The sequence below is a fragment of the Kangiella japonica genome (genome assembly GCF_039523535.1).
GTDB lineage: Bacteria > Pseudomonadota > Gammaproteobacteria > Enterobacterales > Kangiellaceae > Kangiella > Kangiella japonica.
This window is the reverse complement of sequence record NZ_BAAAFM010000008.1, coordinates 128420-153032: the sequence shown is the minus strand read 5'-3', so window position 1 is coordinate 153032 and position 24613 is coordinate 128420. Positions and strand designations below refer to the sequence as shown.

The 24613-nt window shown below is 41.7% G+C and carries 20 protein-coding genes and 1 pseudogene; 15 read left to right on the top strand and 6 right to left on the bottom strand.

Annotated elements, in window-relative coordinates; genetic code table 11:
- Positions 1-124 precede the first annotated feature (124 nt).
- From ABD128_RS09895 to ABD128_RS09880, 4 genes are all read left to right on the top strand, one after another.
- Complete coding sequence (locus tag ABD128_RS09895) at positions 125-1303, top strand: acyl-CoA dehydrogenase (protein ID WP_343989702.1); 1179 nt, start codon at positions 125-127, stop codon at positions 1301-1303.
- A gap of 182 nt (positions 1304-1485) precedes the next feature.
- Entirely contained in the window at positions 1486-3669 is a 2184-nt protein-coding gene (locus ABD128_RS09890) for a carboxy terminal-processing peptidase (RefSeq protein ID WP_343989700.1), read from the top strand.
- 120 nt (positions 3670-3789) lie between these two features.
- On the top strand, positions 3790-4677 hold the full coding sequence (locus tag ABD128_RS09885; protein WP_343989698.1) for a mechanosensitive ion channel family protein: 888 nt from the start codon (positions 3790-3792) through the stop codon (positions 4675-4677).
- Between the two features lie 16 nt (positions 4678-4693).
- Positions 4694-5629, top strand: coding sequence for a zinc transporter ZntB (locus ABD128_RS09880; RefSeq protein WP_343989696.1), 936 nt, complete (start codon positions 4694-4696; stop codon positions 5627-5629).
- On the opposite strand, the gene ABD128_RS09875 is transcribed toward ABD128_RS09880, so the two are convergent.
- The gene (locus tag ABD128_RS09875; protein ID WP_343989694.1) at positions 5626-6372 is read right to left on the bottom strand and encodes a HesA/MoeB/ThiF family protein; all 747 of its coding nucleotides are present in this window, start codon (positions 6370-6372) and stop codon (positions 5626-5628) included. The genes ABD128_RS09880 and ABD128_RS09875 overlap by 4 nt on opposite strands.
- Positions 6373-6504: 132 nt before the next feature.
- On the opposite strand from ABD128_RS09875, the gene purT reads away from it, so the two are divergent.
- On the top strand, positions 6505-7686 hold the full coding sequence (gene purT / locus ABD128_RS09870; protein ID WP_343990491.1) for a formate-dependent phosphoribosylglycinamide formyltransferase: 1182 nt from the start codon (positions 6505-6507) through the stop codon (positions 7684-7686).
- 15 nt (positions 7687-7701) lie between these two features.
- On the opposite strand, the gene ABD128_RS09865 is transcribed toward purT, so the two are convergent.
- Positions 7702-8613: a pirin family protein gene (locus tag ABD128_RS09865; RefSeq protein ID WP_343989692.1), complete on the bottom strand. Its 912-nt coding sequence runs from the start codon at positions 8611-8613 to the stop codon at positions 7702-7704.
- A gap of 373 nt (positions 8614-8986) precedes the next feature.
- Between ABD128_RS09865 and ABD128_RS09860 the strand changes: the two genes are divergently transcribed.
- The 4 genes from ABD128_RS09860 (at position 8987) to ABD128_RS09845 (ending at position 15493) form a co-directional block, all read left to right on the top strand.
- Positions 8987-9355, top strand: coding sequence for a hypothetical protein (locus tag ABD128_RS09860; RefSeq protein WP_343989690.1), 369 nt, complete (start codon positions 8987-8989; stop codon positions 9353-9355).
- Between the two features lie 130 nt (positions 9356-9485).
- A complete protein-coding gene (locus tag ABD128_RS09855; RefSeq protein ID WP_343989688.1) occupies positions 9486-10874 on the top strand; it encodes a TolC family protein in 1389 nt (462 codons plus the stop codon).
- The gene (locus tag ABD128_RS09850; protein WP_343989686.1) at positions 10867-12378 is read left to right on the top strand and encodes an efflux RND transporter periplasmic adaptor subunit; all 1512 of its coding nucleotides are present in this window, start codon (positions 10867-10869) and stop codon (positions 12376-12378) included. Before ABD128_RS09855 ends, ABD128_RS09850 begins: the two co-directional genes overlap by 8 nt.
- Complete coding sequence (locus ABD128_RS09845; protein ID WP_343989684.1) at positions 12371-15493, top strand: efflux RND transporter permease subunit; 3123 nt, start codon at positions 12371-12373, stop codon at positions 15491-15493. Before ABD128_RS09850 ends, ABD128_RS09845 begins: the two co-directional genes overlap by 8 nt.
- A 22-nt stretch (positions 15494-15515) precedes the next feature.
- Here the strand turns inward: ABD128_RS09845 and ABD128_RS09840 are convergent.
- Positions 15516-15800 (bottom strand): annotated as a pseudogene (locus ABD128_RS09840) (DoxX family protein); the annotation flags it as partial.
- A 177-nt stretch (positions 15801-15977) separates the two neighbouring features.
- Here ABD128_RS09840 and ABD128_RS09835 point away from each other — a divergent pair.
- The 6 genes from ABD128_RS09835 (at position 15978) to ABD128_RS09810 (ending at position 21194) form a co-directional block, all read left to right on the top strand.
- Entirely contained in the window at positions 15978-16883 is a 906-nt protein-coding gene (locus ABD128_RS09835; RefSeq protein ID WP_343989682.1) for a LysR family transcriptional regulator, read from the top strand.
- 12 nt (positions 16884-16895) lie between these two features.
- Positions 16896-17330, top strand: a complete 435-nt coding sequence (locus tag ABD128_RS09830) for a YqaA family protein (RefSeq protein WP_343989680.1) — start codon at positions 16896-16898, stop codon at positions 17328-17330.
- A 118-nt stretch (positions 17331-17448) separates the two neighbouring features.
- The gene (locus ABD128_RS09825; RefSeq protein ID WP_343989678.1) at positions 17449-17994 is read left to right on the top strand and encodes an NADPH-dependent FMN reductase; all 546 of its coding nucleotides are present in this window, start codon (positions 17449-17451) and stop codon (positions 17992-17994) included.
- Between the two features lie 73 nt (positions 17995-18067).
- A complete protein-coding gene (locus ABD128_RS09820; RefSeq protein ID WP_343989676.1) occupies positions 18068-19828 on the top strand; it encodes a cation:proton antiporter domain-containing protein in 1761 nt (586 codons plus the stop codon).
- A gap of 160 nt (positions 19829-19988) precedes the next feature.
- A complete protein-coding gene (locus ABD128_RS09815) occupies positions 19989-20312 on the top strand; it encodes a GNAT family N-acetyltransferase (protein ID WP_343989674.1) in 324 nt (107 codons plus the stop codon).
- Between the two features lie 30 nt (positions 20313-20342).
- Positions 20343-21194, top strand: a complete 852-nt coding sequence (locus ABD128_RS09810) for a pirin family protein (RefSeq protein ID WP_343989672.1) — start codon at positions 20343-20345, stop codon at positions 21192-21194.
- Positions 21195-21275: 81 nt separating this feature from the next.
- On the opposite strand, the gene ABD128_RS09805 is transcribed toward ABD128_RS09810, so the two are convergent.
- The 3 genes from ABD128_RS09805 to nhaD all read right to left on the bottom strand — a co-directional run bounded on the left by ABD128_RS09805 (position 21276) and on the right by nhaD (position 24244).
- Positions 21276-21899 (bottom strand): LysE family translocator, encoded by a 624-nt coding sequence (locus ABD128_RS09805; protein ID WP_343989670.1) that lies wholly within the window; start codon positions 21897-21899, stop codon positions 21276-21278.
- 147 nt (positions 21900-22046) lie between these two features.
- On the bottom strand, positions 22047-22412 hold the full coding sequence (locus ABD128_RS09800; protein WP_343989669.1) for a hypothetical protein: 366 nt from the start codon (positions 22410-22412) through the stop codon (positions 22047-22049).
- Between the two features lie 428 nt (positions 22413-22840).
- Positions 22841-24244 carry a sodium:proton antiporter NhaD gene (gene nhaD, locus ABD128_RS09795; protein ID WP_425545688.1) on the bottom strand — a complete coding sequence of 468 codons (1404 nt, stop codon included), beginning with the start codon at positions 24242-24244 and terminating at the stop codon, positions 22841-22843.
- Between the last annotated feature and the right edge of the window lie 369 nt (positions 24245-24613).

The window sequence follows — 24613 nt, the reverse complement described above, 5'->3', positions numbered from 1 at the left end:
TCGAGCTGGTCTTTTCTTTTCAGGAGCTTATGTAAACAGCCTCATCAGACCAGTGTATAGGGGCTGGTGATATCTGTTAAGATTGCGTATATTCCATTCAACATTCCTTAGAACTAAAACGAATATGTCTAAAGCCTTACTAGAACATTGGGATGATATCCTACTACTTGACGAGCAGTTGACTGAAGAAGAGCGACTGATTCGCGATACGGCAAGAGATTATTGCCAAAACAAATTAATGCCTCGTGTCTTAGAAGCAAACCGCCACGAAATCTTCCACCGTGAAATTATGAGCGAGCTAGGTGAACTAGGTTTATTGGGCTCTACAATTGATGGCTATGGTTGCGCTGGCGCATCGTACGTTGCTTACGGTCTGGTTGCGCGCGAAGTTGAACGTGTTGATTCAGGCTATCGTTCGGCGCTCTCTGTGCAGTCGAGTTTAGTAATGCACCCGATTAATGAATACGGCACCGACGCCCAGAAAGAAAAGTACTTGCCAAAGCTAGCTACAGGTGAGTGGGTAGGGTGCTTTGGTCTTACTGAGCCAGACTCGGGCTCAGATCCGGCGAGCATGAAAACTCGTGCTAAAAAAGTCGATGGTGGTTATATCATCAGCGGTACAAAAATGTGGATTACCAACTCACCGATCGCTGATGTGTTTGTTGTTTGGGGCAAAGATGATAACGACGATATCCGAGGTTTTGTACTAGAAAAAGGCATGGAAGGACTTTCAGCACCAAAGATCGAAGGCAAGTTTTCATTAAGAGCCTCGATCACGGGTGAAATCGTCATGGACGAGGTTTTTGTCCCTGAAGAAAACATGTTCCCAGAAGTTAAAGGTTTGCGCGGACCATTTGGCTGCTTGAACCGCGCTCGATACGGCATCGCTTGGGGTGCTATGGGGGCTGCTGAATTCTGTTGGCATGCATCACGCCAATATGGACTAGACCGTAAACAGTTTAATAAACCATTAGCATCGATGCAGCTATTCCAAAAGAAGCTAGCGGATATGCAAACGGAGATCACTATAGGCCTTCAAGCAGCGCTACGCGTAGGGCGTTTGATTGATGAAAAGCGCTTTGCACCAGAGATGATATCTTTAGTAAAGCGTAACTCTTGCGGTAAAGCACTTGATATTGCACGAATGGCTCGCGATATGCACGGCGGTAATGGGATTTGCGACGAATTCCATGTGATTCGTCATGCAATGAACCTAGAAGCGGTCAACACCTACGAAGGTACGCATGATATTCATGCATTAATTCTAGGGCGCTCACAAACGGGTTTACAAGCTTTTATGTAGAACACCATCGAAAGTGTTTGATTATTATACAACAAAGGGGCTTTCGCCCCTTTTTTTCGCTCTGAGTTTATTGAATCACACTTTTTAACACTCTAAGGCTTGTATTTTACGTAAATTTACGCAACCTTAAGAGGGTAAGGCAGTCTATCTAGAGACGATAAAAATTAACGAAAGGTTATTGAATGATTGATAAAAAATGGCTACTAGCTGTAGTGTTAGGATTATCTTTTGGGGCATCCGCCGATACTGGCGTTCAAAAATCGCCTAAAAAGTTTGACAAGGAATTACACCAAGAGGTCTATTCGCTGCCGGCACCTGCTAGCTTGAATATGGAGCCTGAAGTAAAGTTTGGTGAAACAGGTCGCTTGGTAGCATTTTTACTAATGCAAAGCCATTACTCACACCCAAAGTTTGACGATGAATTATCCGAAGAAGCATTCAGACAGTTAGTCAAGTCATTCGACCCTAATCGCAGTTACTTTTACAAAAGTGACATCGAGCAGCTTAAGATTTTCGAGGACAAGTTTGATGATGCGTTAAGAACTGGCAAGATTGAATTGGCTTACACTTTCTTTGAAGTCTTTGAAAACCGATTCCGTGAACGCTATGAGTATGCTTTAAAACTACTCGAAGAGCCTATGGACTTTAGTGTTGACGAAAGTTTTGCTTATGATCGGACAGAAGCCGAGTGGGCAAAAAACGAAAAAGAGCTCAATGAAATATGGCGCAAGCGTGTTAAGAATGATGCACTAAACCTAAAATTAGCGGAACAATCGGACGCTGAAATTAAAGAGAAACTAACTAGTCGCTACCGTTCAGCGATTCGTCGACTGTCACAAACTAAAAGTGAAGACGTCTTTGGATACTTCATGAATGCTGTAAGCTCAGCAATCGATCCGCATACGACTTATTACACTCCACGCCGTTTCGAGAATTTTGCGATTAACATGAGCCTTAAACTTCAAGGCATTGGCGCTGTGCTAACGCAGGAAGATCAGTTTACTAAGATTGTATCTGTGGTTAATAAGGGACCTGCTCAAAAATCTGGCCAGATCCATAAGAATGATAAAATCATTGGTGTTGCCCAAGGCGATAAGGGTGAAATGGTTGACGTAATTGGTTGGAGAAATGACGATGTCGTAGACCTTATTCGCGGTGAAGCTGGCACTGTCGTTAGATTACAAATTATTCCTTATACCGATGCTGGTGATGGAATGCCAAAAATCGTTCGCATTGTTCGTGAAGAGATTAAGCTGGAAGATCAGGCTGCTAAATCAAATACTATCGAAGTTGAGCAGGATGGAGAAAAGCTTAATTTAGGAATTATTGAACTACCATCTTTTTACTCTGAGGCCGCTGCTCGAAATAAAGAAAAAGGTGATGAAGTTAGTAGTACGACTAAAGATGTTGAACGCTTAATCACAGAACTTAAAAAAGAGTCTATTGACGGCTTAATTATCGATTTGCGAAACAATGGCGGTGGATCTTTAAGCGAAGTTGTCGATTTAGTTGGACTCTTTATTGATAAAGGTCCAGTTGTTCAAGGTCAAAGAATTGGTGGAGAACTTCGTGTACTTAAAGATAAGAAGGGCGGTACCATTTATGACGGTCCATTAGCTGTGATGGTCAATGGCTCGAGTGCCTCAGCTTCTGAAATTTTCGCTGGTGCGATTCAAGACTACGGTCGCGGAATTGTCATTGGTGAGAATACTTTTGGAAAAGGTACCGTGCAAAGTATTGCAGATTTAAATCGTTATTTAAGAAATCCTGAGCTTAATGTAGGTGCTTTAAAGTTGACTATCGAGAAGTATTACCGCATTACTGGGGAAAGTACACAAAACAAAGGCGTGCAGCCAGACATTATGTTCCCGTCGATTTATGACGCAAAAAAGTACGGTGAGAGTTCTTATGATAATGCTCTTGCTTGGGACACCATTGAGCAGGCTGACTTTAATAAAACAGGCAGTTTGAAAGAGTTTATGCCGTACCTTCAATACCGTCATGAAAAGCGCAGAGAGACAAATGAAGAGTTTGCATTCTTTGTAGACGATGTTGAACGTGCAAAAACGGAGAGAGATAACAAGGTTGTGTCCTTAAATTACGATACGCGTTTGGCTAAGCAACAAGAAAACGATAAGTTACGCTTACAGCGTGAGAATATAAAGCGAAAGCTACAAGGACTTGAGCCACTGGCTGAGCTTGCAAAAGAAGTCGACGAGGTTGATGATTCAACTGATGAAGAAGAAAAAGCTGACGAGCCTGATGTTTTATTAAAGGAGGCAGCTAATATACTCGCCGATTTAATCGCGATTAAGGCTAAACCTGAATTAATCGCTTCTTTTGAGAAAGATGCTAAAGATCACTAATTATCTAAATAGATAACGACAAAACAAAAGCCTTAACAAACAACTGGTTAAGGCTTTTTTATTGTTTAATGAAACTTATTAATCTATGATGGAACTATTCACACTTAGCGGCTTCTTTCGATGCAAAAGTTATTAACAAAACCCTTATTTTCAATCGGTGAAAACTTTGACGTTAATGCATCACAGATCTTGCTGGCAATTCTGTTTGTTATCTTGGCAGCTTTATTTAGCCACTATATTTCAAAAATTTTAACTCGAAAAGTTCTAGCAAAATTTAAACTTGCGGAAGACGATTTAGTCGTTTTTAAACGGCTTCTGTTCTTCATCTTTCTCGGCGTTATTACCGTAACCACTTTGTCGTTTTTTAATATTCCTCTCACCGCTTTTGCATTTATTTCAGGTGCTATAGCCATTGGTGCCGGATTTGCTTCGAAAACAGTAATTGATAACTTTATAAGCGGCTGGATATTGATGTCCGAACGACCGGTTAGAATTAAAGATATTATTGAATATGAAGGGCATTTAGGTCGCGTAATTGAAGTTGGCAATCGTTCAACTCTGATTCGTCGGATAGACGGTGCCCATATGGTTATCCCTAACAACAGTTTATTACAAGCAAACTTGATTAACTGGACGCTTGTTGACCCAAACATCCGAACCTCTGTAAAGGTTGGGGTCTCGTATGGCAGTGATGTAGTTAGGGTTAAAGAGTTGCTCCAAGAGATCCTTCAAGAGCATAAGTTTGTGATTGACGATCCGGCTCCATCGATAATTTTTGAGGACTTTGGTGATAGTGCCTTAATCTTTGAAGTTTGGTTTTGGGCTAGCGTAACAGAAGTTAGGGATCTTAGAACCATTAGAAGTGATATACGTTTTAACATCCATGAGCAGTTTAATAAGGAGGGTATTGTTATTGCATATCCTCAAAGAGATCTGCATTTTAAATTTGACGAAGAACAAACGGCTTTCCCTATAGTAATGAGTAAGAACGTGAATAAGGACGAATAATCAAGGGCACATTACAATGCAAATTTACGACATTTCAAATCAAGGTAGTATTATTACTGAAGAGCATGACTCCCCAAGAGCTTACCGCTGGTATCAGATGAATTATAGCCAAGAGGCTGACTGCCAGTGGTTGGAAGAATACCCTGGTTTGAACAATCTTTTTAAAGAACAGCTTCTTAAAGTTGATATACGTCCGGTTGTTTATCAAAACGAGGAGTCAATATTGCTCTGTTTGAGAGGTGTTAATTTAAATGCAGGCTCTGATCCAGAGGACATGATCTCCATCAGGTTATGGATTAACAACAATACAGTCATTACAAGTAGTAATCGCCCTAGTTTGTCACTTGAAGATATTTTAAAAAGCCTACAAAACTCTATAGGGCCTAAGAGTCCTGGGGAATTTCTAACAACCCTGATCGAGCGTTTGGCTATAAGAATTGAAGACTTTTTTGAAACCTTTGAAAACCAACTAGATATTCAAGAAGACAACATAGAAACGTCTGACAGCCGAGAGATGGGAATAGAGTTAGGCAGCCTGCGCCGCCAGGCAGCCACTGTTAAACGCTATTTAATGCCACAGAGAGATGCTTTAGAAAAGCTTGCTAAAACAGAAAGCAAGCTACTTACGCCACAGTTGTTAGAGGAAATGAAGGATGACCGCGATAAGTTTGCTAGGCTCCTAGAGGACTTAGAATTGTCACGAGAACGCTCAATGGCGTTGCAAGAACAATTGCTCTCAAAGTTCGGGTACGAACAAAATAAAAGACTTTACGTTCTGTCTATTATTTCAGCTGTTTTCCTGCCTCTGACATTTTTATCAGGACTCTTAGGGATGAACGTAGCAGGGTTGCCTGGCACGGAATATAGCAATGCCTTTTGGTTGGTATCAGCCTTATGTCTTGTTATTGCGATAGGGTTAATGATTTGGTTTAAAATTAAAAAGTGGTATTAACTACAAACGACACACTTGGGGTCTTTAGTAACTTTATAGGTTTTAAACTCGCTGTGTAAACTACGGTAGTTAACCATAAAACTGGAGGATTGATCATTAAGCTCCAGTATGATTTTCAGCGCCTCCGTAGCTTGCAATGCCCCCATCGTTCCAACAACAGGCGAGAGAATCCCTTGAGCTGAGCAGTCTCCCTCTGGCAGGTCATTATTACTGTATAAGCACTGGTAGCATGCGTGTTCAGGCGCTAAATTGAACACAGCCAGTTGTCCCGAAAATGCCACGGCAGTTGCTGAAATCAATGGAGTTTTAGTTCTGACCGAAGCTTTATTTATTATAAAACGTGTTTCGAAATTATCAGTACAGTCCAGCACAGCATTAAAACTTTCAGTGCACAACAACTCATCCAGAAGCTCTAAAGAGGCTCTTGCTTCAATGGCCCGAATATCAACATTTGGATTTATGTTGTTCAAACTTTCTTTGGCGGAAACCACTTTGGGCAATTTAAGCGCGCCTATTCTATGAATAATTTGACGCTGTAGATTCGAACGTTCCACATGATCATCATCGACTAGCGTTAACCTCCCAACACCTGCGGCAGCAAGATACATTGCTGCCGGTGAGCCAAGACCACCAGCCCCAATAATTAAAACATGGCTATTTTTTATACGCTCCTGACCTTCAAGATCAATTTCAGGAAGGATAATATGGCGACTGTATTGGAGGAGTTCTTCTTGTGTAAGCATAGATGTTTTACATGAGTTAACTGTTGTGATTATTGCATAGCCTTTGGGGTATAGACAAATAGCTCTGTAAAATTGCACTGTGCTGTGGCTACTGTTAATCTTATGGCATTAAAATTAATAACCGTGATGATTATGTCTAAGATTGGAACGCCTCTATCTAATACCGCTAAAAAAGTTATGCTGCTAGGCTCTGGTGAGCTTGGAAAAGAAGTCGCTATTGAGCTACAGCGCTATGGCGTCGAAGTTATTGCAGTCGATCGTTATTCAAACGCTCCTGCGATGCAAGTGGCTCATAAAAGCTTTACTATAAACATGCTAGATGGTGATGCTTTGCGACAATTAGCGATAAAAGAAAAGCCGGATTTAATCGTCCCGGAAATCGAAGCTATTGCAACGGCCACTCTTTTAGAGCTCGAAAGCGAAGGTTTTACGGTTATTCCGACCGCAAGAGCTACTAATCTTACTATGGATAGAGAAGGCATCCGACGATTGGCGGCAGAAGCCTTAGGACTTAAAACATCACCGTATCAGTTTGCCGATACTTATGAAGAATATAAGGCAGCTGTAGAAAGTGTGGGGATTCCGTGTGTTGTAAAGCCTGTAATGAGCAGCTCGGGCAAAGGGCAGTCAACAGTTATGTCCGAAGCGGATATTGATAGCGCTTGGAAATATTCACAAGAAGGTGGACGCTCAGGCGAGGGCAGGGTAATTGTTGAGGGTTTTGTAGATTTTGACTATGAAATCACACTACTAACTGTCAGAGCCGTTAATGGCACTCAATTTTGCCAACCGATAGGACATACACAAGAGGACGGTGATTATCGTGAGTCGTGGCAGCCGCAAGCTATGACGCCGAAGGCATTACAAAAAGCGCAAGCAATGGCAAAAGCCGTAACGGATGAATTAGGAGGGCTAGGGATTTTTGGTGTAGAAATCTTTATTAAAGGCGATGAAGCTATTTTTAGTGAAGTGTCGCCGCGTCCGCACGATACAGGGTTAGTAACTTTAGTGTCTCAAGACCTTTCAGAATTTGCTTTGCACGCCCGTGCAATATTAGGTTTACCAATTCCAGTAATTCGACAGAATGGACCATCAGCTTCATCAGTTATATTGGTAGAAGGAAAGTCTAATCAAGTGTGCTTTAGCAATTTAGAAGAAGCCTTAGAGCAGGAAGATACGCATTTACGCCTTTTTGGAAAGCCTGAAGTTAGTGGGAAGCGCCGCATGGGTGTGGCTTTAGCCAAAGCTGAATCTATCGAAAAAGCTCGTTCTAAAGCCACCAAGGTTTCAAGCTCAATTAAAGTTGAACTCTAAGGCTAAATAAGGTGACTAGGGGAGTGGAATAAACTCCTCTTCATCGCCAGGCACTTTAGGGAAACGTCCTTCACGCCAGTCATCTTTGGCTTTTTCTATGCGCTCTTTGGAACTTGAAACGAAGTTCCATTCGATGTAACGCTTGCCTAAATTTTCACCGCCAATAAATGCAATGCGAGAATCGTCCGACGTTTTGACGCTAACTTCTCGGTCTGTTTTTAGAACAGCCATGTTGTATCGTTCTAAGGTTACGCCATCTACTTCGACTTCGCCACCGGCAACATAAATTGCGCATTCCTCAGCCTGTGGAGCCTTTAACGTTTGCCCCTTAGTGAGCTTTGCCTCGACGTATAAGGTCTCAGAAAAGGTTTTGACAGGTGAGGTTTTGCCATAAGCGCTACCAATCATAACTCGCACCGCGACTCCATCAACTTCTGTTGCGGGAATCTCTGCATCTTCATAATGGTGGAACGCTGGTTCTGTTTCTTCATGTTCTTCCGGAAGAGCCATCCATAACTGCAAGCCATGTAGATTTCGCTCGCTTTCCATGACTTCTGGGCGCTCTCGTTCGGAGTGGGTAATACCCTTACCAGCAACCATGAGATTAATATCACCTGGTGTAATTGTTTGGTAGCTACCTAAAGAGTCGCGATGAAGAATTTCACCCTCAAATAAATAAGTTACAGTACAAAGGTTGATATGAGGATGAGGTCTTACGTTGATTCCAATTCCAGGGTCGAACGTCGCAGGCCCCATATGATCGAAAAAGACCCAAGGGCCAACTTGTTTTCTATCTTTTGTTGGGAAAAGGCGTCGTACAGAGAAGCCGCCTAGATCTTTTTCTTTAGGGTTTATTAGTTGTTCGATGGCGGAACAGGGTTTTTCAGTACATTCTGCTTCTTGTCTATTTTCTAAGAAATTACTCATGATTCTTATCCGTTAATAATTCATTATTAAAAGTTACCTATAATTGCGACTATATACAAATTCAGAATTAACATAATGGATATGACCAACGTCTATCAATATTGCTAATTAATTTAGCTCAATAAATATTCATTTTATGCCTAAAAATGTGCAGTTTTTAAGCTAGTTAAAAAATCAACAAAACAGCTCAAAGCTTGCTAGTTATTGGGATAGGCGTTTTGTCCACAGGCTTGTTCACAGATTTTGTGGAAATAAGAATTTATTGTAAATATAGGAAAATAAACTTTTAATTTATCCCCTAGATTTGCCTAAAGACGTAAGCTGGAATAGAATAAAAACAATTATTGCTAATTAAGACAGCATTCAAGAAAGCATGAGTATTAGAGTTATTAAAACTATATTGTTGTTGACGCTACTATCTGTAGTGGGACAACTTATGGCTCTAAACCCTCATTGCGATATGTCAATGACAGCCCCGTCAGTGGGCATGATAGACACAGCAAAGCACAAAGGTATGGACCATAGTGTTCATTTAAAAGCTAATAAAGCAGAACCGATGATTGAGATGCCTTGTTGTGATATCTCTAGCGGTTGCGATATGGCGAGCTGCGTCGTTCCAATGGTGCAAACATCGGTCGAACAGTTCGAATATTTTAATACCTCTAGCCAAGTAAGCCTTTATTTGGCGATTTCTCATTCTTTAATACCCGAATCTCTCTATAAGCCACCAATCCTAAGCTAACACAGGACAGATCTGTCCGCTTAATGTTGGTGAGCATTTATAGCATCTCTTTACTACCTATAGATCGCTCAACTTAGCCTAATTTGGCGTTCAATTCGCCAAGAAATGTTAACCATTTAGAGACAAGGTTATGAGTGCGCTTAAAGTCACACTATTTTCGATACTAATTTCATCACAGCTTTGCTTGAGTTTGAGAGCTCAAGAAGATGTTCGATTCCACGATAGCGAGTCAGGTTATAGTTATTCGCTCGAATCGATAGTCATCATGGCGATTGAGAATGACCCATGGTTGAAGAAGAGTCAGTACAAAGAACAATCACTATTAGCACAGGCTGAGTCGCAATCGACGTTGCCTGATCCTATGGTTTCTTTGAAGTTAGCCAATTTGCCAGTTGATAGCTTTAGCTTGAACCAAGAAGGTATGACCCAGCTATCCTTAGGTGTTAGCCAAACGCTAGCAAGAGGCGATTCACTTGATATCAAAAGAAAACTTAATAAATTAGAAGCTAAAATCGAGCCGAACTTAAGAGTTAATCGAAAAAATCAGCTGATTATGTCGGTTGGAACTTTGTGGCTAGATGTTTATAAAGCCCAACAGAGTATCCAGTTACTTAACCAATTAGGTTCAATACTAGAGGAATTAAAAGAAGCTGCTGAAATTCAATACAACACAGCCCTATCTTCAACAGGGCAAGAGGATATTATTCGTGCTCAGCTTGAGCTAGCAAAGCTTGATGACCAATTAACGGTTTATCAAGATAAGTTACACGCTTCAATTAATCAGTTAAGCCAGTACGTAACACTTCCTCAAGGATATTTGTTTAGTACACAAAATTCCGATTATCACTTTGTTAGCAAAACCTTGCCGAGTATTCAATTACCGAAAAGTTCAAACAAGCTTCAACGTCACCCGCTAGTCTTGGCAGCTGATAACACTATTCACTTATCAGCAAAGAACGTAGAGCTAAGGAAACAAAGCTATAAACCTCAATTCACCTTGAATGGTAGTTATGCACTTCGAGATGACGCACCAAATGGTATGAAGCGTCCCGACTTCTTTAGTGTTGGAATTACATTTGATGTGCCTTTATTTACTGAAAATAAACAAGATCTTGATGTTAAAAGTGCTATCTATACTAAAGAAGCGAAGCGAGAAGAAAAGGCTTTGTTACTGAGACAGCTTCGCTCAGCTTACAACACCCAACTATCTCGCCTAAGCCGTTTAGAGCAACGCAAAGAACTGTATAAAAGCACGATTGCGCCACAGTCCAGTCAGCAATCGGAAAGCTTAATGAAAGCCTATAGCAATAACAAAGGAGACTTCGCGGAGTTAGCGAGGGCTCGTGTCGAAGAGATTAATGTCCAGCTCACGATACTCGATATAGAGGTAGAAATCGCTAAAAGCAAATTAGCAGCAAACTATTACCTGTCGGAAACGAGTACAGAGTATCTGTCTCGCATAGGTCCCATTAATAACACTTCAGCTTATAAAGCTTTAAGTGGAGAAAGTCATGAATAAAAAATCAGTAGTTTTTAGTTTAGTAGGTTTCGTTTTAGGAGCCTTAGCGGTTTGGTTATTACTAAGCTTTGGCACAGAACAGGGGGCGGAAGGTAGTTCAGATTCAAAGAGTAAAAAAGCTAAAGAGCCTCTGTATTGGGTTGCGCCTATGGACGCTAACTATCGACGTGATAACCCCGGGAAATCGCCAATGGGTATGGACCTTGTACCCGTCTATGAAGAGGGCGCTGGGGCGGATGATAGCCCAGGCACTGTCAAAATAGATCCTAATGTTATAAATAATCTCAGTGTTAAAACTGGTGTTGCTAGAAAAGGCTCCCTTGTAAACAACGTCAAAACAGTCGGTTACGTGACTTACGATGAGACAAAAATCACTCGAGTGCATACGCGAACCGATGGTTGGATTGAAAAGTTGTTTGTTAATCACAGCGGTCAACGTATTGAGGCGGGGCAGCCTTTGTTCACAATGTATTCACCGGCATTGGTTAATGCACAGCAAGAATACTTATTAGCAAAAAAACGCAATAATAATAGCCTATTAATGGCGGCAAAGCAGCGACTAGACTCGTTAAGTTTTGACGCAAAGGAATTAAAGAAATTAAACCAACGGGGCAAACCGCTTCAAAATGTTACTTTCTACGCTAAATCAAGTGGGCTTGTTGAACAGCTTGATGTTAGAGAAGGTGCATTTTTACAGCCTGGGACTCGCTTAATGACGATTGGCAACCTAGACACTGTCTGGGTTGAAGTAGAGCTTTTTGAGCGTCAGTTGCCTTACATCAAGGTTGGGCAAGATGCTTCGATTGCTTTGGATTATTTACCGGCGAAATCCTGGCAAGGAACTGTGGATTATATTTATCCTATCGTGAATCCGAATAACCGTACGGCTAAAGTTCGATTAGAGGTTCAGAACCCGCAGCATGAGCTTAAAGCTAATATGTTCGCTGAAGTTTCGATAGACACCGCGACAACTGAGCAAGTATTACAAGTACCGAAGCAAGCGGTTATTCGAACAGAAGACAATAATCGAGTAGTTCTTGCGCTAGGCGAAGGCAAGTTTAAATCCGTTGGAGTCACACTAGGGCGCACAACCAATGATAATATCGAGGTTTTAGATGGTTTGGTTGAGGGCGATGAGGTTGTATTAAGTGGCCAGTTCCTGATCGACTCCGAGTCGAGTATCGAGTCAGATTTTAAGCGGTTCGCCGAGCAGCACGATCACGGGAATGATCATGGGCATGATATGAAAATGTCAATACCATCTGCACGAGTCTCTGGACTTATCAATTCTGTGGATGTTGATAGCAATACCGTCAATATTTCACGCGGTGCTATTGAAAAATGGAACCGTGAGCCTATGACCATGGACTTTGAGCTTGACTCTTCCTTGTCTATAGATTTATTTGTTGTTGGTGAAAATATCGATTTTACTTTTGAAATACGCGATGAAGGTTTCTTTATTACTGAAGTACATTCGAGTCTAATGGAGCATGACCATGATTAACAACATCATAAAATGGTCCATAAAAAATCGTTTCTTAGTATTATTGGCGACAGTGATCATTGCTGGATTGGGCGTTTACTCTCTGAAGAAAACCCCAATTGATGCTTTACCAGACTTGTCTGATGTCCAGGTCATTGTAAAAACTAGCTATCCGGGCCAAGCGCCTCAGGTTGTTCAAGATCAGGTGACTTATCCACTAACCACAGCCATGCTTTCAGTGCCCGGCGCACAGACGGTGAGAGGTTTTTCATTCTTTGGTGATTCTTATGTCTATGTGATTTTTGATGAAAGCACTGATATTTATTGGGCCAGAAGTCGTGTACTAGAATATTTAAGCCAAGTTGCGCCTAATCTTCCGGCAACGGCGAAACCACAGCTTGGGCCCGATGCTACAGGTGTAGGCTGGGTCTATCTGTATGCTTTGATGGATAAAACCGGAAAACACGACCTAAGTGAACTTAGGTCTATTCAAGACTGGTTCTTGAAGTATGAGTTGCAAACGGTTCCAGGCGTTTCAGAAGTCGCACCTGTTGGCGGCATGGTGAAACAATACCAAGTTAAAGTGGATCCCGAAAAGCTAAAGGCGCTGAATATTCCACTCGACTTGATCAAAGTTGCCATCCAGCAAAGTAACCAAGAAGTAGGCGCTTCAGTGGTGGAATTAGCAGAAGCCGAGTATATGGTTCGCGTTAGTGGCTACGTACAAAGTACTAAAGATCTAGAAAATATACCGCTAGGCATGAACCTAAAAGGTACGCCTTTGTTATTAGGCGAGGTCGCCGAAATTACTACGGGGCCACAAATGCGTCGTGGAATCGCTGACTTCAACGGGCAGGGTGAAGTCGTCGGCGGCATTGTCGTCATGCGTTATGGCGAAAATGCACAGGCAACTATCAATGGCGTTAAATCAAAGCTTGAAGACCTTAAAAAAGGGCTCCCTGAAGGCGTAGAAATTGTTACGGTATACGATCGTTCTGGATTGATTGAAGATGCAGTTTCTAATCTGTGGTTTAAATTACTCGAAGAGTTTGCCATCGTTGCGCTTGTTTGTATCTTTTTCCTATTCCATATCCGCTCTTCTTTAGTAGCAATTATCAGCTTACCCATTGGTATTTTGGTTGCTTTCATCATCATGAATATTCAAGGGCTAAACGCCAACATCATGTCCCTAGGGGGGATCGCTATTGCCATCGGTGCTATGGTCGATGGGGCCATCGTGATGATAGAAAATATGCACAAGCACATGGAGCGAACACCTTTAACATCGCAAAACCGATGGGAAATTGTGCATAACTCCGCTAAAGAAGTTGGCCCAGCACTTTTCTTTAGCTTGCTCATTATTACCGTGAGTTTTGTACCGGTATTCACCCTAGAGGCGCAAGAAGGTCGAATGTTTTCGCCACTGGCTTTTACCAAGACCTATGCTATGGCAGCTGCTGCGATTCTAGCGATTACACTTGTTCCTGTCCTTATGGGGTATTTTGTAAGGGGCAGAGTACGTCCTGAACATAAGAACCCAGTAAATCGTGGTTTAACCTATATTTATAAACCGGCCCTTAATACTGTATTGAGGTTCCCCAAGACTACTTTGTTAAGTGCACTGGTTGTCTTAGCCATTGGCTTTTGGCCTGTAAATAAAATCGGTTCTGAGTTTATTCCTCCGCTAGATGAAGGGGATTTGATGTATATGCCGACTACTTACCCGAGTCTGTCGATAGGAGAAGCACGAGAGATACTGCAGAAAACCGATCGTCTTATTAAGACAGTGCCAGAAGTTGATACTGTCTTCGGCAAGATTGGGCGTGCCGAATCGGCTACTGACCCGGCGCCTTTGACGATGATAGAAACCTTTATTCAGTTTAAGCCTAAGTCTGAGTGGCGAGAAGGGGTTACGACGGACTCTATTAAAGATGAGCTTAATGCCTTAGTTAAATTCCCAGGGCTTACTAACGCTTGGGTGATGCCAATTAAAACTCGTATCGATATGCTTTCAACTGGTATTAAAACCCCTGTAGGAATAAAAGTAGCAGGGCCTGACTTAGCTGTAATTGAAGACATTGGAAAGCAACTGGAATCTATTTTAAAAGATATCCCTGGTACCAGCTCGGTCTATTCGGAGAGGGTCGCTGGTGGTCGTTATATTGATATTGATATTGATCGAGTTCGAGCCGCTCGATATGGGCTTACTATTCAGCAGATCCAAAGTGTTATTGGCGCCGCGATAGGGGGGATGAATGTCTCTTATACGGTAGAAGGTCTAGAACGCTACCCTATTAACTTACGTTACCCGCAGGAGTATCGTGATTCTCCTGAAAAAATTGCAGAGCTACCGATTGTCACTGCCAACAAACAGCGTGTAATGCTTGGTGATGTTGCTGATATTTCGGTCAAGGATGGTCCTCCAGGGATTAAAAGCGAAAACGCGCGTTTGAACGGCTGGACCTTGGTCGATATTGATGATGTTGATTTAGGCAGCTATGTCGAAGAAGCACAACAAATTGTCTCAGAGCAACTGGTGCTTCCGGCGGGCTATTCTATCAATTGGTCAGGGCAATATGAGTACATGTTAAGAGCCAAAGAAAAGCTGAACTATGTTATCCCACTAACTTTGGCAATTATCGTGCTGCTTCTTTACCTGAATTTCAAAAGCTTTACTGAAGTCGCCATCATTATGGGCAGCTTACCTCTGGCGATGGTCGGAAGTATTTGGCTTATGTATCTACAGGGCTTTAACTTCTCAGTAGCCGTTGGTGTGGGCTTTATTGCTTTGGCAGGAGTGGCCGTGGAAATTGGCGTCATCATGTTGGTTTACCTGAACCAAGCCTATAAAGAGATGCTGGATAAGTGCCAAGAAAATAACCGAAGTCCAAACTTAGAGTTATTAATTGACGTCGTTAAAACGGGCGCGGGACTGCGTGTACGCCCAGTTATGATGACCGCCATGTCCATTATTGTAGGTCTCTTACCAATTTTATACGGTTCAGGCACAGGCTCTGAAGTTATGAGCCGAATTGCTGCTCCTATGGTGGGTGGCATGGCTAGCGCGGTTGTTTTAACACTACTTGTTATCCCTGCCGTATTCTTCTTGTGGAAAAAGAAATTATTAAAACTATGAGGTTGTTTATGAAAAAATTACTTTACATTACTACTAAGACAGGGAATTCCCAGCCGCCACCTTCGCTACTAAACACCCAGCCGTTAGCCATGTGAGTCCAAGCTGCACCCAATAAGATTGGTAAGCTCAATAAAGCAACGATTCGTGTATGAAAGCCAACGATCATGGCTGCGCCACCTAGGACTTCACCCCAAATCGTCAAATGGGCTATAATTGCTGGATAGCCAATGCTTTCAAAATAACCGACTGTACCTGGAATAGTGAAAATCATAATTTTCATTAAACCGTGTGCTAATAAAATAACACCTAACGATAGTCGTTATAAAAAAGCTGCGTGGTTGTGTGCGTTTAAGTTGTTCATAATATCTCTCCTAAAAAGTTAATTGGTTGGTTCGTTAACCGTTGAAGCTATCTTAACTCAGCAACCCAAAGTTGATAATCCCCGATTTTGTAATATAATTGTTTCCATATCGGACTTAATCGGGTGAGCAGTATCAATTCCTTATCAAGAATAGAAATTTTTATCGAAGTCGCCAGAGAGAACAGTTTTTCAGGCGCTGCGAGGAACTTAGGGCTAACGGGCTCGGCTGTTTCTAAACAAATTCAGCATTTAGAAGACGAGTTAAAAGTTAAGCTATTCACAAGAACCACGCGCAAGGTCAGCCTAACCGAGGAGGGTGCCATATACTTCGAAAGGGCTAGTTTTGCCATTGATGAGCTAAAAGAAGCCGCCGACGTGATCCATGAACTTCGCGATACACCGCGCGGAAACCTAAAGGTCAGTATTCCTACCAGTTTAGGCACTCACTATCTAAAGAAGCCCATTGCAGAATTTGCTAAAGAATATCCAGACGTTACTTTAGACGTGTCGTTTGACGACCGCATGGTGGATATAACGGAAGAGCGGTTCGATTTAGTTCTAAGAATTGGTGCTCTTCAAGATTCAAGTTTAGTCGCAAGACGATTAGCCCCAGCGCCAATACAAGTCTTTTGTAGTCCAGAATATGTCGAGCAACACGGTCAACCCAAGACTCCCGAAGACTTAACGTCGCATAATGTCGTTGCCTATACACGCAATAAAGGTGCCCAAGAGTGGCGCTATCAGGGTCCTGATGGCAAAGAAGGCGTCGTTGCGCTATCAAGCACCTTCAAAACTGACTTTGCTGAGATGATGATTGAGGCTGCTTGTCAAAAAATTGGTATCATTATTTGCCCAGCAATTTTCGTTAAAAAAGAATTAAAAAGTGGCGAGCTTGTACAAATCCTTCCTGATTACCGCTCCTATCCCGAAAGAAATCTTTACGCTGTGTTCCCAACTAGGCAATATATATCGACCCGTTTACGCTTATTCATTGACAAGATTAAAGCCTTTTGTGATGACAATTTTTAAGCAGAGTTAATCATGGATTTGCTCGTTGATTACGGCTATATAGGGCTTTTTATAGCTTCTTTTCTTGCCGCAACAATATTGCCCTTAAGCTCAGAGTTAGTTCTCGGTGCATTAATTATCAATGGGTTATCGCCACAACTTCTAGTGATAGTTGCAACCGTCGGCAATGTACTTGGTTCGCTAACAAACTATGCGCTCGGCTATTGGGCAAGTAAAACAGTTCTACAAAAATGGCTCAAAATGTCGGAATCAGACTTTGTTAAAGCTGAAGAGAAGTTCAATAAATATGGCTTACCCGTTTTACTCTTTGCTTGGGTTCCTGTGATTGGCGATCCTTTGACTGTCATCGCTGGAGTCATGCGTGTGCGTCTAGTTTGGTTTCTGATTTTAGTTAGTATCGGTAAGATTTTGCGTTATTATGTGCTTGCAAACTTGCTCTTAGCTTAATCGTAAAGAATACAAAAACTTCACCGAATAGGTTTTATCATACGTAGATCTCAAGCCCTAAATACAGTATTTTAAAAAGCAATAAAGACAGCAATAAAAACAATGAACAGGGGTTTTAATGAAGGTTTTCGCATTTTGTGCAAGCAATAGCAGCAAGTCTATCAATAAAGTATTACTCAAAGAATGTGTGGCGCATCTTAACGATAACGATTTCACTTTTAAAACTATGGCCGACTTTGACCTTCCTGTGTTTAGCCAGGATCTAGAGGGTGATGACCAGCCATACCCAGCTGCGGCGCTAGAATTTTTACAACACGTACAAGATAGTGATGCTATCATTCTCGCTACTCCCGAGCACAATAGCTCAATGCCCGCGGCTTTTAAAAACCTTGTCGACTGGTGCTCCCGTTACCCAGAGCTTGGGAAAAACAAAGTCTTTCACAACAAACCTCTTTGCTTATTGAGTACATCACCGGGCAAAAGAGGTGGCATGAACAATCTCGAACATTTAACATCCATCATGCCTTGGTGGGGCGCTGATATAAAAAACACCCTAAGCGTACCGTCATATTATGAGCATTTTGACAAAGATAGTGGGCGACTTGATGAGGAAATTTCAGCTAAAGTAAAAGCACTAGTAGCTGAGTTCTTAGAATCGATTTAATTAAAGACCTAAATGTCTGACGATTAAAGTTAGCCAACAACAAGCATTAAATTAAGTAGATAAAGAGGGCCTCGTGGAATTTAACTTTAATCATATGGAGTTAATGTTTCTCCAAGCGCTACTGTTAATAGTAGTGTCATGTGTATTTGTACCTGTCTTTAAACGAAGTGGGCTTGGTGCAATTCTTGGTTTTTTAGTCTCAGGGATTACGGTCAACCTGCTGTTCTCCGGCAAGTTTGCCGAACACCCAGAAGAGTTGCTGCACTTTTCAGAGTTCGGTGTGGTGCTCTTTTTATTCGTCATTGGACTGGAGCTGAAACCCTCAGAGCTATGGAATATGCGCAAAGACATCTTCGGCTTAGGGCTGTTTCAGGTACTCGGTTGTGGCCTTGTCATAGGTGGTGTGTGTTTAGTGCTTGGCTATAGTATTCCCGTATCGCTCGTCATTGGCCTCGGTATGGCGCTATCCTCAACAGCAATGGTGATGAGCCAGCTTGAAGAAAGTGGTGAGAAAAACACGGCTCATGGCAAAAAATCCTTCAGTATACTGCTGTTTCAAGATCTAGCGATTGTGCCGCTACTACTTATGGTGACGTTGCTATCACCATCAGGCGAAAGCATCGATACCCAGCAAAGCTTAATCAACTTAGGCTTGGCGCTCAGCGCTATTGGCGTGTTAATTTTAGTAGGGAAATATTTATTAGACCCGCTGTTTAAACTTCTCGCTAAAACCCGAACTCAAGAAATCATGACCGCTAGCGCCCTTGGCGTGGTGATTTTCGCGGCCATGCTAATGGATGCGGTGGGTATGTCCTATGCAATGGGATCCTTTATTGCGGGCGTGATGCTGGCTGAATCTTCCTATCGACACGAAGTAGAAGCCAACATTGAACCTTTCCGAGGCCTTTTCCTAGGCTTGTTCTTTATTGCTGTTGGTTTATCGATAGACTTACAAATAGTCGTACAAAACTGGTCCATCATTTTGTTGGCAGCACCTGCTGTGATGCTAGTAAAAGCTATAACAATTTACACAATTGCCAGACTTTTCGGCAATGCTCACAATAACAGCGTTCGAACCTCCTTCGGACTGGCTCAGCTAGGCGAGTATGGCTTTGTCCTTTTCGGCGCGGCCGTTGTTGCTGGCGTCTTTAATTCAGAGCTTTCATCAATTTTAATCGCCATTGTTTCAGTCTCTATGGCGATTTCACCACTGTTTGAAAAGTTGGCACCACTGGCTCTATCTAAAGCTCCCGAAGATATTATCGACGAGGACTTTAATGATACAAAAGGCGAAGTTCTGATTATAGGTTTTGGACGATTTGGACAAGTAGTATCGCAGCCACTATTTTCTAAAGGCTACGATATTACTATTCTAGATAATGACGCGGATCGCGTAAGAGATGCCGCTACATTTGGATTTAGAATTCACTTTGGCGATGGCAGAAGACGAGACATTCTTAAAGCCGCTGGCATCTCACGCTTCAATGCCGTGATTATCTGTACCGATGCGCCGTCTACCACAAACCATATTATTGAAAAAATCCAAGCTTCAAACCCAAATGCGAAGATTTTTGCACGCTCTTATGATCGTATTCACTCAGTCGAGCTTTACTCAAAAGACATTAGCTTTTCAGTAAGAGAAACTTTCGACTCAGCGTTAGAACTAAGCAAACAAGTATTGATCGGGGTTGGTGTAGATGAGAACGAAGCACTTGATCATATCAATGATATTCGCCGAAGAGATAAAGAGCGACTAATGGAACAGGTCAAAGGCGATCGTTACTCAGGCAAGGATCGAGTTCATATTAAAGCGGTAAAACCCGAACCTTTATAAAATCAGTTTAATAGCCAGCCTCGGGCGCTGCATATATCGTCCGAGGCGACTCTTCTAATATCCAACGCTAGGTAAGACAAAAAGGGGCAACTATAGCTACGTTGCAAGTCGCCAAATCTTATGGAAAGATAGGTGTAAACCAATTCAACACTCGCTAATTATGTCTGATATAAAAATTTCTAAAGAGCTAAATGGTGATAAAGGTGGTCGATACGTTGCCCGTATCGATGGTCGCGAAGGTGAAGGAGAAATAACCTTTACCCTACGAAGTGAAGGAGTTATTAGCGCCGATCACACAGGAGTCCCTAAAAGCATGTCAGGGCAGGGCGTCGCCAAAGCTTTACTTAATTTCATGCTTGAAGATGCTAAAAAAGAAAACTTCAAAATAATTCCGATTTGTCCCTTCGTCAGAGCGCAGTATGCACGACACCCAGAATGGAGTGATCTTTTTACAACAGAGCCCGGTGAGACTCCAAAACTATAAAGAAGATTAAGATTCCTTATAGGAAATAGTATGAAAAAAGTCCAAACGATACATAGAGGTAGAGAAATGCATTGGGTAGGCGATGGTTTCGCTGTCCAATCACTCTTTTCTTATCAAAATTATAGTGAGCTACTTAGCCCATTCCTATTACTAGACTATGCTGAACCTCGCGAGTTTTCCCCAACCGATAAAAGAAGAGGAGTAGGGAAGCACCCACACAGAGGATTTGAAACAGTCACTATCGCTTATGAAGGCGAAATATCACATAAAGACTCCACTGGAGCCGGTGGAACCATTGGCCCTGGTGATGTTCAGTGGATGACGGCGGGCTCTGGCGTGATTCATGAAGAGTATCATTCTGAGGACTTTTCGAAAACTGGTGGCACTATGGAAATGGTGCAGTTATGGGTTAATTTACCTAAGAAAGATAAAATGACCAAGCCCGGCTACCAGGGAATTGTCCGAGCCGATATTCCTTCGGTTGAGCTCGACAATAATAGCACTTTAAGTGTTATAGCAGGTAGCTATGAGGGTGTTGAAGGGCCAGCGAAGGTACACAGCCCAATCAATATGTGGGACCTGATCCTCAGCACAGGCGAGTACGAGTTCAAGATACCCGAAGGACATAACTGTCTCATTCTGAGCCGCTCAGGTTCAGTTCAAATTAACGACTCAGACATTTTACGTCAGGGCCAAGTTGCTGTATTTCACCGTGAAGGCGATACAGTAAAATTAGAAGCCAATGATAATGTTAAGTTACTTATGCTAACCGGCGAGCCACTGAATGAACCTGTCGTAGGTTATGGTCCATTTGTCATGAATAGTGACGAAGAGATTAAAGAAGCGTTCGAAGACTTTAATAATGGAACATTTATAAGGTAACTTTACAGTAATAAGTTTTATAGACGATAGAGTTTATTAGTAAGCGTAAGGTGCGTCGCGACGCACCTCTGAATTATGGGCTTACCCCAATGCCAGCCAGGTACCGACTGCGATCATTAAGCTACCTGAGAGTCGATTAATCAGTCGAACATTGTCACTGCGTTGTAACAAACGCCTTAAAGTCTTTCCGCCAGTAGCGTATATCATCAAAAACATAAACTCACTGAGCAATATAATCACCACAAGGGCGGCCAGTTGTGGTGGCATAGCTAGACTAGGGTTTATAAATGAGGGTAATAAAGATACGGTAAAAGCCCAGCCCTTAGGGTTAGCGATTGCGGTAACGAAACCTTGCATCGCCAATTGCCTTCCAGACACAGACTTGGGGCTGTGTTCATCAAGGCTAATCGCCATTTTGCCACGCGAACGCCACATTTGGATACCTAGGTAGACAAGGTAAGCGCCGCCAGCATATTTTAAGACGAAAAAAGCCGAGGGATAATTCAGCATGATGCTAGCAACACCAACAACAGCCAACACTGAAACCATGGCCACACCAATTAATTCTCCCCACATCATGTACATTGTACGACGAACGCCAATGCTCATGCCTAGCGTCAGCGCCAAAGTCATACACATCCCAGGGGTAGCAGAAATCACTAGGAATGTGGGAATAAAAAGCAATAGTAAAGTGGTATCTAGCATGCTATCTGTCTTACTTGTTTAATGCTGTAATACAAATGAGGTCGAGAAGCTTATCATATGTAGTTTCAGATACCACTTAATTAGCTAAACCATTGACGTTTATATTAAAAACTATCGGGGCAGTATTAGCCTAGCCTATACACCTAATTACAGAGTATTTGCATAGTTATGCACTGAAAAGGCTGAAATTTTCCACTCACCTTTGTGTTTATTAACAAAGTAGGTGGCGCCAACCTTGTTATGAATGTCACCATTAATCAAGTACCGCACTGCGATATTACTCACAACCGCAAGATTAGTGTCTAGAATTTGTATATTAGTAGACTCCCACTGTACGTTATTTACACCTTGAGCCTTCAAGGAATCAAGAAAAACTTTAACTTGCTTATATAAATTATCTGAACTCAATGTGTTTGAGCCGTTGCTATTTGAAACGATCATTACATTATCATGATACAAGTCTGGCTCTTTGTTGAATTCGCTATGAGATAAGTAATGATTGTACTTAGCCATATAATTTTCAAATAGAGTGTTAATCAACTTTATGTCATTACCAGATTCTTTAGGGGCGGCTTTTGAGTTCGTGGATACTAAGCAAATAAATAGTAGAGCCATTATCCATTGAAAAGTTTTTATCATTGTTATCTCTATGTTTACTATGAAGAAATCTTATTAGCGTTTGAGTCTATCAGCAGATAATTTGAGTGTCATGAACTTTTTTGTCAGGAAGAGTAAAGCAAACCTATTACTAGGGTGGAGCATATCTAAGCGCCTAGATGTACAAACATTTGAATCATAACCAATGTGCACTTTCAAACAAACAATTAATTTAACATAATATAAGTTATGCGAATATTAATGTAAAAGTAGAGAAGATGAGAGGTATATAAAAAACGGCCTATATAGACCGTTCTTTCGTGATCTGTGTTAATTACTCGAGTCTATGTACCGTTTATCATTATATGCACCCAGATACTTGCGACGTAACCTAGCGCAATCACTGGTGTCCATTTCAGATGCGTCATGAATGTGTAATGTCCACGAGCTTGTCCCATCAGTGCGATACCTGCAGCTGAGCCGATGGATAATAAGCTTCCGCCTACACCAGCGGTTAATGTCACAAGCAACCACTGCCAATGTGGCATGTCTGGATGCATCGTTAGAACGGCGAACATTACTGGGATGTTATCGACCAATGATGATAAGACGCCAACGAGTATATTCGCTGGTGTTGCGCCTAATTCCCCATAAAGGTAACTCGAAGCCATACCTAAGTAGCCTAAGAAGCCTAGCCCTCCGACTGCTAATATGACACCGTAGAAGAAAAATAAAGTGTCCCATTCTGATTGTGCGATTCGATCGAAGATATCGTAGGGTCTACGCGCAGATACGCTAGTTGGGTTTTCTTCAGTAACTTTCTTTTCCTTCTGGCGCAGGAAAAAACCATAAACTTTTAAAAATCCAAGGCCAAGCATCATGCCCATCGCTGGTGGTAAACCTAGGAAATTCTGGAAAGCTATAGCTGTAACTGTGGTTACTAAGAAGAGGCCAACGATAATCAAACCACCCTCTTTAACTTTAGCTTGAGCACCCTCTTCTGTTGCCTTTGGTTGCCCTGTTGTGAGTGCTAATTGGAATATCAGTGCTGGAATTAAGAAGTTCACTACGGAAGGTATAAATAAGGCGAAAAACTCTGAAAACTCTACGATTCCTTTTTGCCAGACCATCAGGGTCGTGATGTCCCCAAATGGGCTGAAAGCACCGCCAGAGTTCGCTGCAACGACAATATTAATACAGCTAATACCTATAAACCTTGGGTTGTCTTTCCCAACTGCTAGAATCACCGAACACATAATTAAAGCAGTAGTTAAGTTGTTTGCAATGGTTGATATAAAGAACGCAAAAATTCCTGTCATCCAAAAAAGTTGTTTGTAGCTAAAGCCTTTATTAACTAGCCAGTCTCTCAACAAGTCGAAAACATCTCGCTCAATCATGGCATTAATGTATGTCATGGCTACGAGCAAGAAGAAAAAGAGTTCAGCATACTCAAGGAAGTTGTGCCTCACTGCATCCGCTGCTACTTCAGATAAACCATATTGCTTATAAACAATACCAATAACGAGCCATATTAAGCCTGCGGAGACCAAAATAGGCTTAGATTTCCTAAGGTGAAGTTTTTCCTCAAAAATCACTAGTGAGTACGACAATGCAAAAATGCCTATCGCTAAAAAACCTATCCAATGGTGAGTCAGATTAATGGTAAGGTTACTTGAGGTTTCCGAGGCAACTAATTGAAAAGGAATAACTAAAATCAGAAATGCTATAAATATTTTTAGAGGATTCAACGTTTAATAGTCCATATAAACCATGATGTGGCTTAATTATAGTGAGCAATTATGTTGCATAACAGGATTTAATTTCTATTTAACACTATGTTTTCTAATGCAATTTAATTAGATTAATTAATACCTCGAATGAATGTTCTTACATGAGTCAAATGCTATTAAGAATTAAAAATTCTGTTAAATATAATCAGAATAGCGGAACTTAAGGGTATACTTTTTAGGTGATTCTATTTTCACCTTTTTTGGGGCCTAGTTTGAATTGTGATTATTTGCGCTAATGTTTAATTTTTCATCAAAACGCAAAATCACATTACTTTGCTTAACTTCAATAAGGCGTTGTTGATTACTAATCCTTATGCAGTCATGGCA

Excerpts from the sequence above, each read along its gene's own strand:
- ABD128_RS09895 (WP_343989702.1), top strand. The coding sequence starts at position 125 with ATGTCTAAAGCCTTACTAGAACATTGGGATGATATCCTACTACTTGAC.
- ABD128_RS09890 (WP_343989700.1), top strand. The coding sequence starts at position 1,486 with ATGATTGATAAAAAATGGCTACTAGCTGTAGTGTTAGGATTATCTTTT.
- ABD128_RS09885 (WP_343989698.1), top strand. The coding sequence starts at position 3,790 with ATGCAAAAGTTATTAACAAAACCCTTATTTTCAATCGGTGAAAACTTT.
- ABD128_RS09880 (WP_343989696.1), top strand. The coding sequence starts at position 4,694 with ATGCAAATTTACGACATTTCAAATCAAGGTAGTATTATTACTGAAGAG.
- ABD128_RS09875 (WP_343989694.1), bottom strand. The coding sequence starts at position 6,372 with ATGCTTACACAAGAAGAACTCCTCCAATACAGTCGCCATATTATCCTT.
- purT (WP_343990491.1), top strand. The coding sequence starts at position 6,505 with ATGTCTAAGATTGGAACGCCTCTATCTAATACCGCTAAAAAAGTTATG.
- ABD128_RS09865 (WP_343989692.1), bottom strand. The coding sequence starts at position 8,613 with ATGAGTAATTTCTTAGAAAATAGACAAGAAGCAGAATGTACTGAAAAA.
- ABD128_RS09860 (WP_343989690.1), top strand. The coding sequence starts at position 8,987 with ATGAGTATTAGAGTTATTAAAACTATATTGTTGTTGACGCTACTATCT.
- ABD128_RS09855 (WP_343989688.1), top strand. The coding sequence starts at position 9,486 with ATGAGTGCGCTTAAAGTCACACTATTTTCGATACTAATTTCATCACAG.
- ABD128_RS09850 (WP_343989686.1), top strand. The coding sequence starts at position 10,867 with ATGAATAAAAAATCAGTAGTTTTTAGTTTAGTAGGTTTCGTTTTAGGA.
- ABD128_RS09845 (WP_343989684.1), top strand. The coding sequence starts at position 12,371 with ATGATTAACAACATCATAAAATGGTCCATAAAAAATCGTTTCTTAGTA.
- ABD128_RS09830 (WP_343989680.1), top strand. The coding sequence starts at position 16,896 with ATGGATTTGCTCGTTGATTACGGCTATATAGGGCTTTTTATAGCTTCT.
- ABD128_RS09825 (WP_343989678.1), top strand. The coding sequence starts at position 17,449 with ATGAAGGTTTTCGCATTTTGTGCAAGCAATAGCAGCAAGTCTATCAAT.
- ABD128_RS09815 (WP_343989674.1), top strand. The coding sequence starts at position 19,989 with ATGTCTGATATAAAAATTTCTAAAGAGCTAAATGGTGATAAAGGTGGT.
- ABD128_RS09810 (WP_343989672.1), top strand. The coding sequence starts at position 20,343 with ATGAAAAAAGTCCAAACGATACATAGAGGTAGAGAAATGCATTGGGTA.
- ABD128_RS09805 (WP_343989670.1), bottom strand. The coding sequence starts at position 21,899 with ATGCTAGATACCACTTTACTATTGCTTTTTATTCCCACATTCCTAGTG.
- ABD128_RS09800 (WP_343989669.1), bottom strand. The coding sequence starts at position 22,412 with ATGGCTAAGTACAATCATTACTTATCTCATAGCGAATTCAACAAAGAG.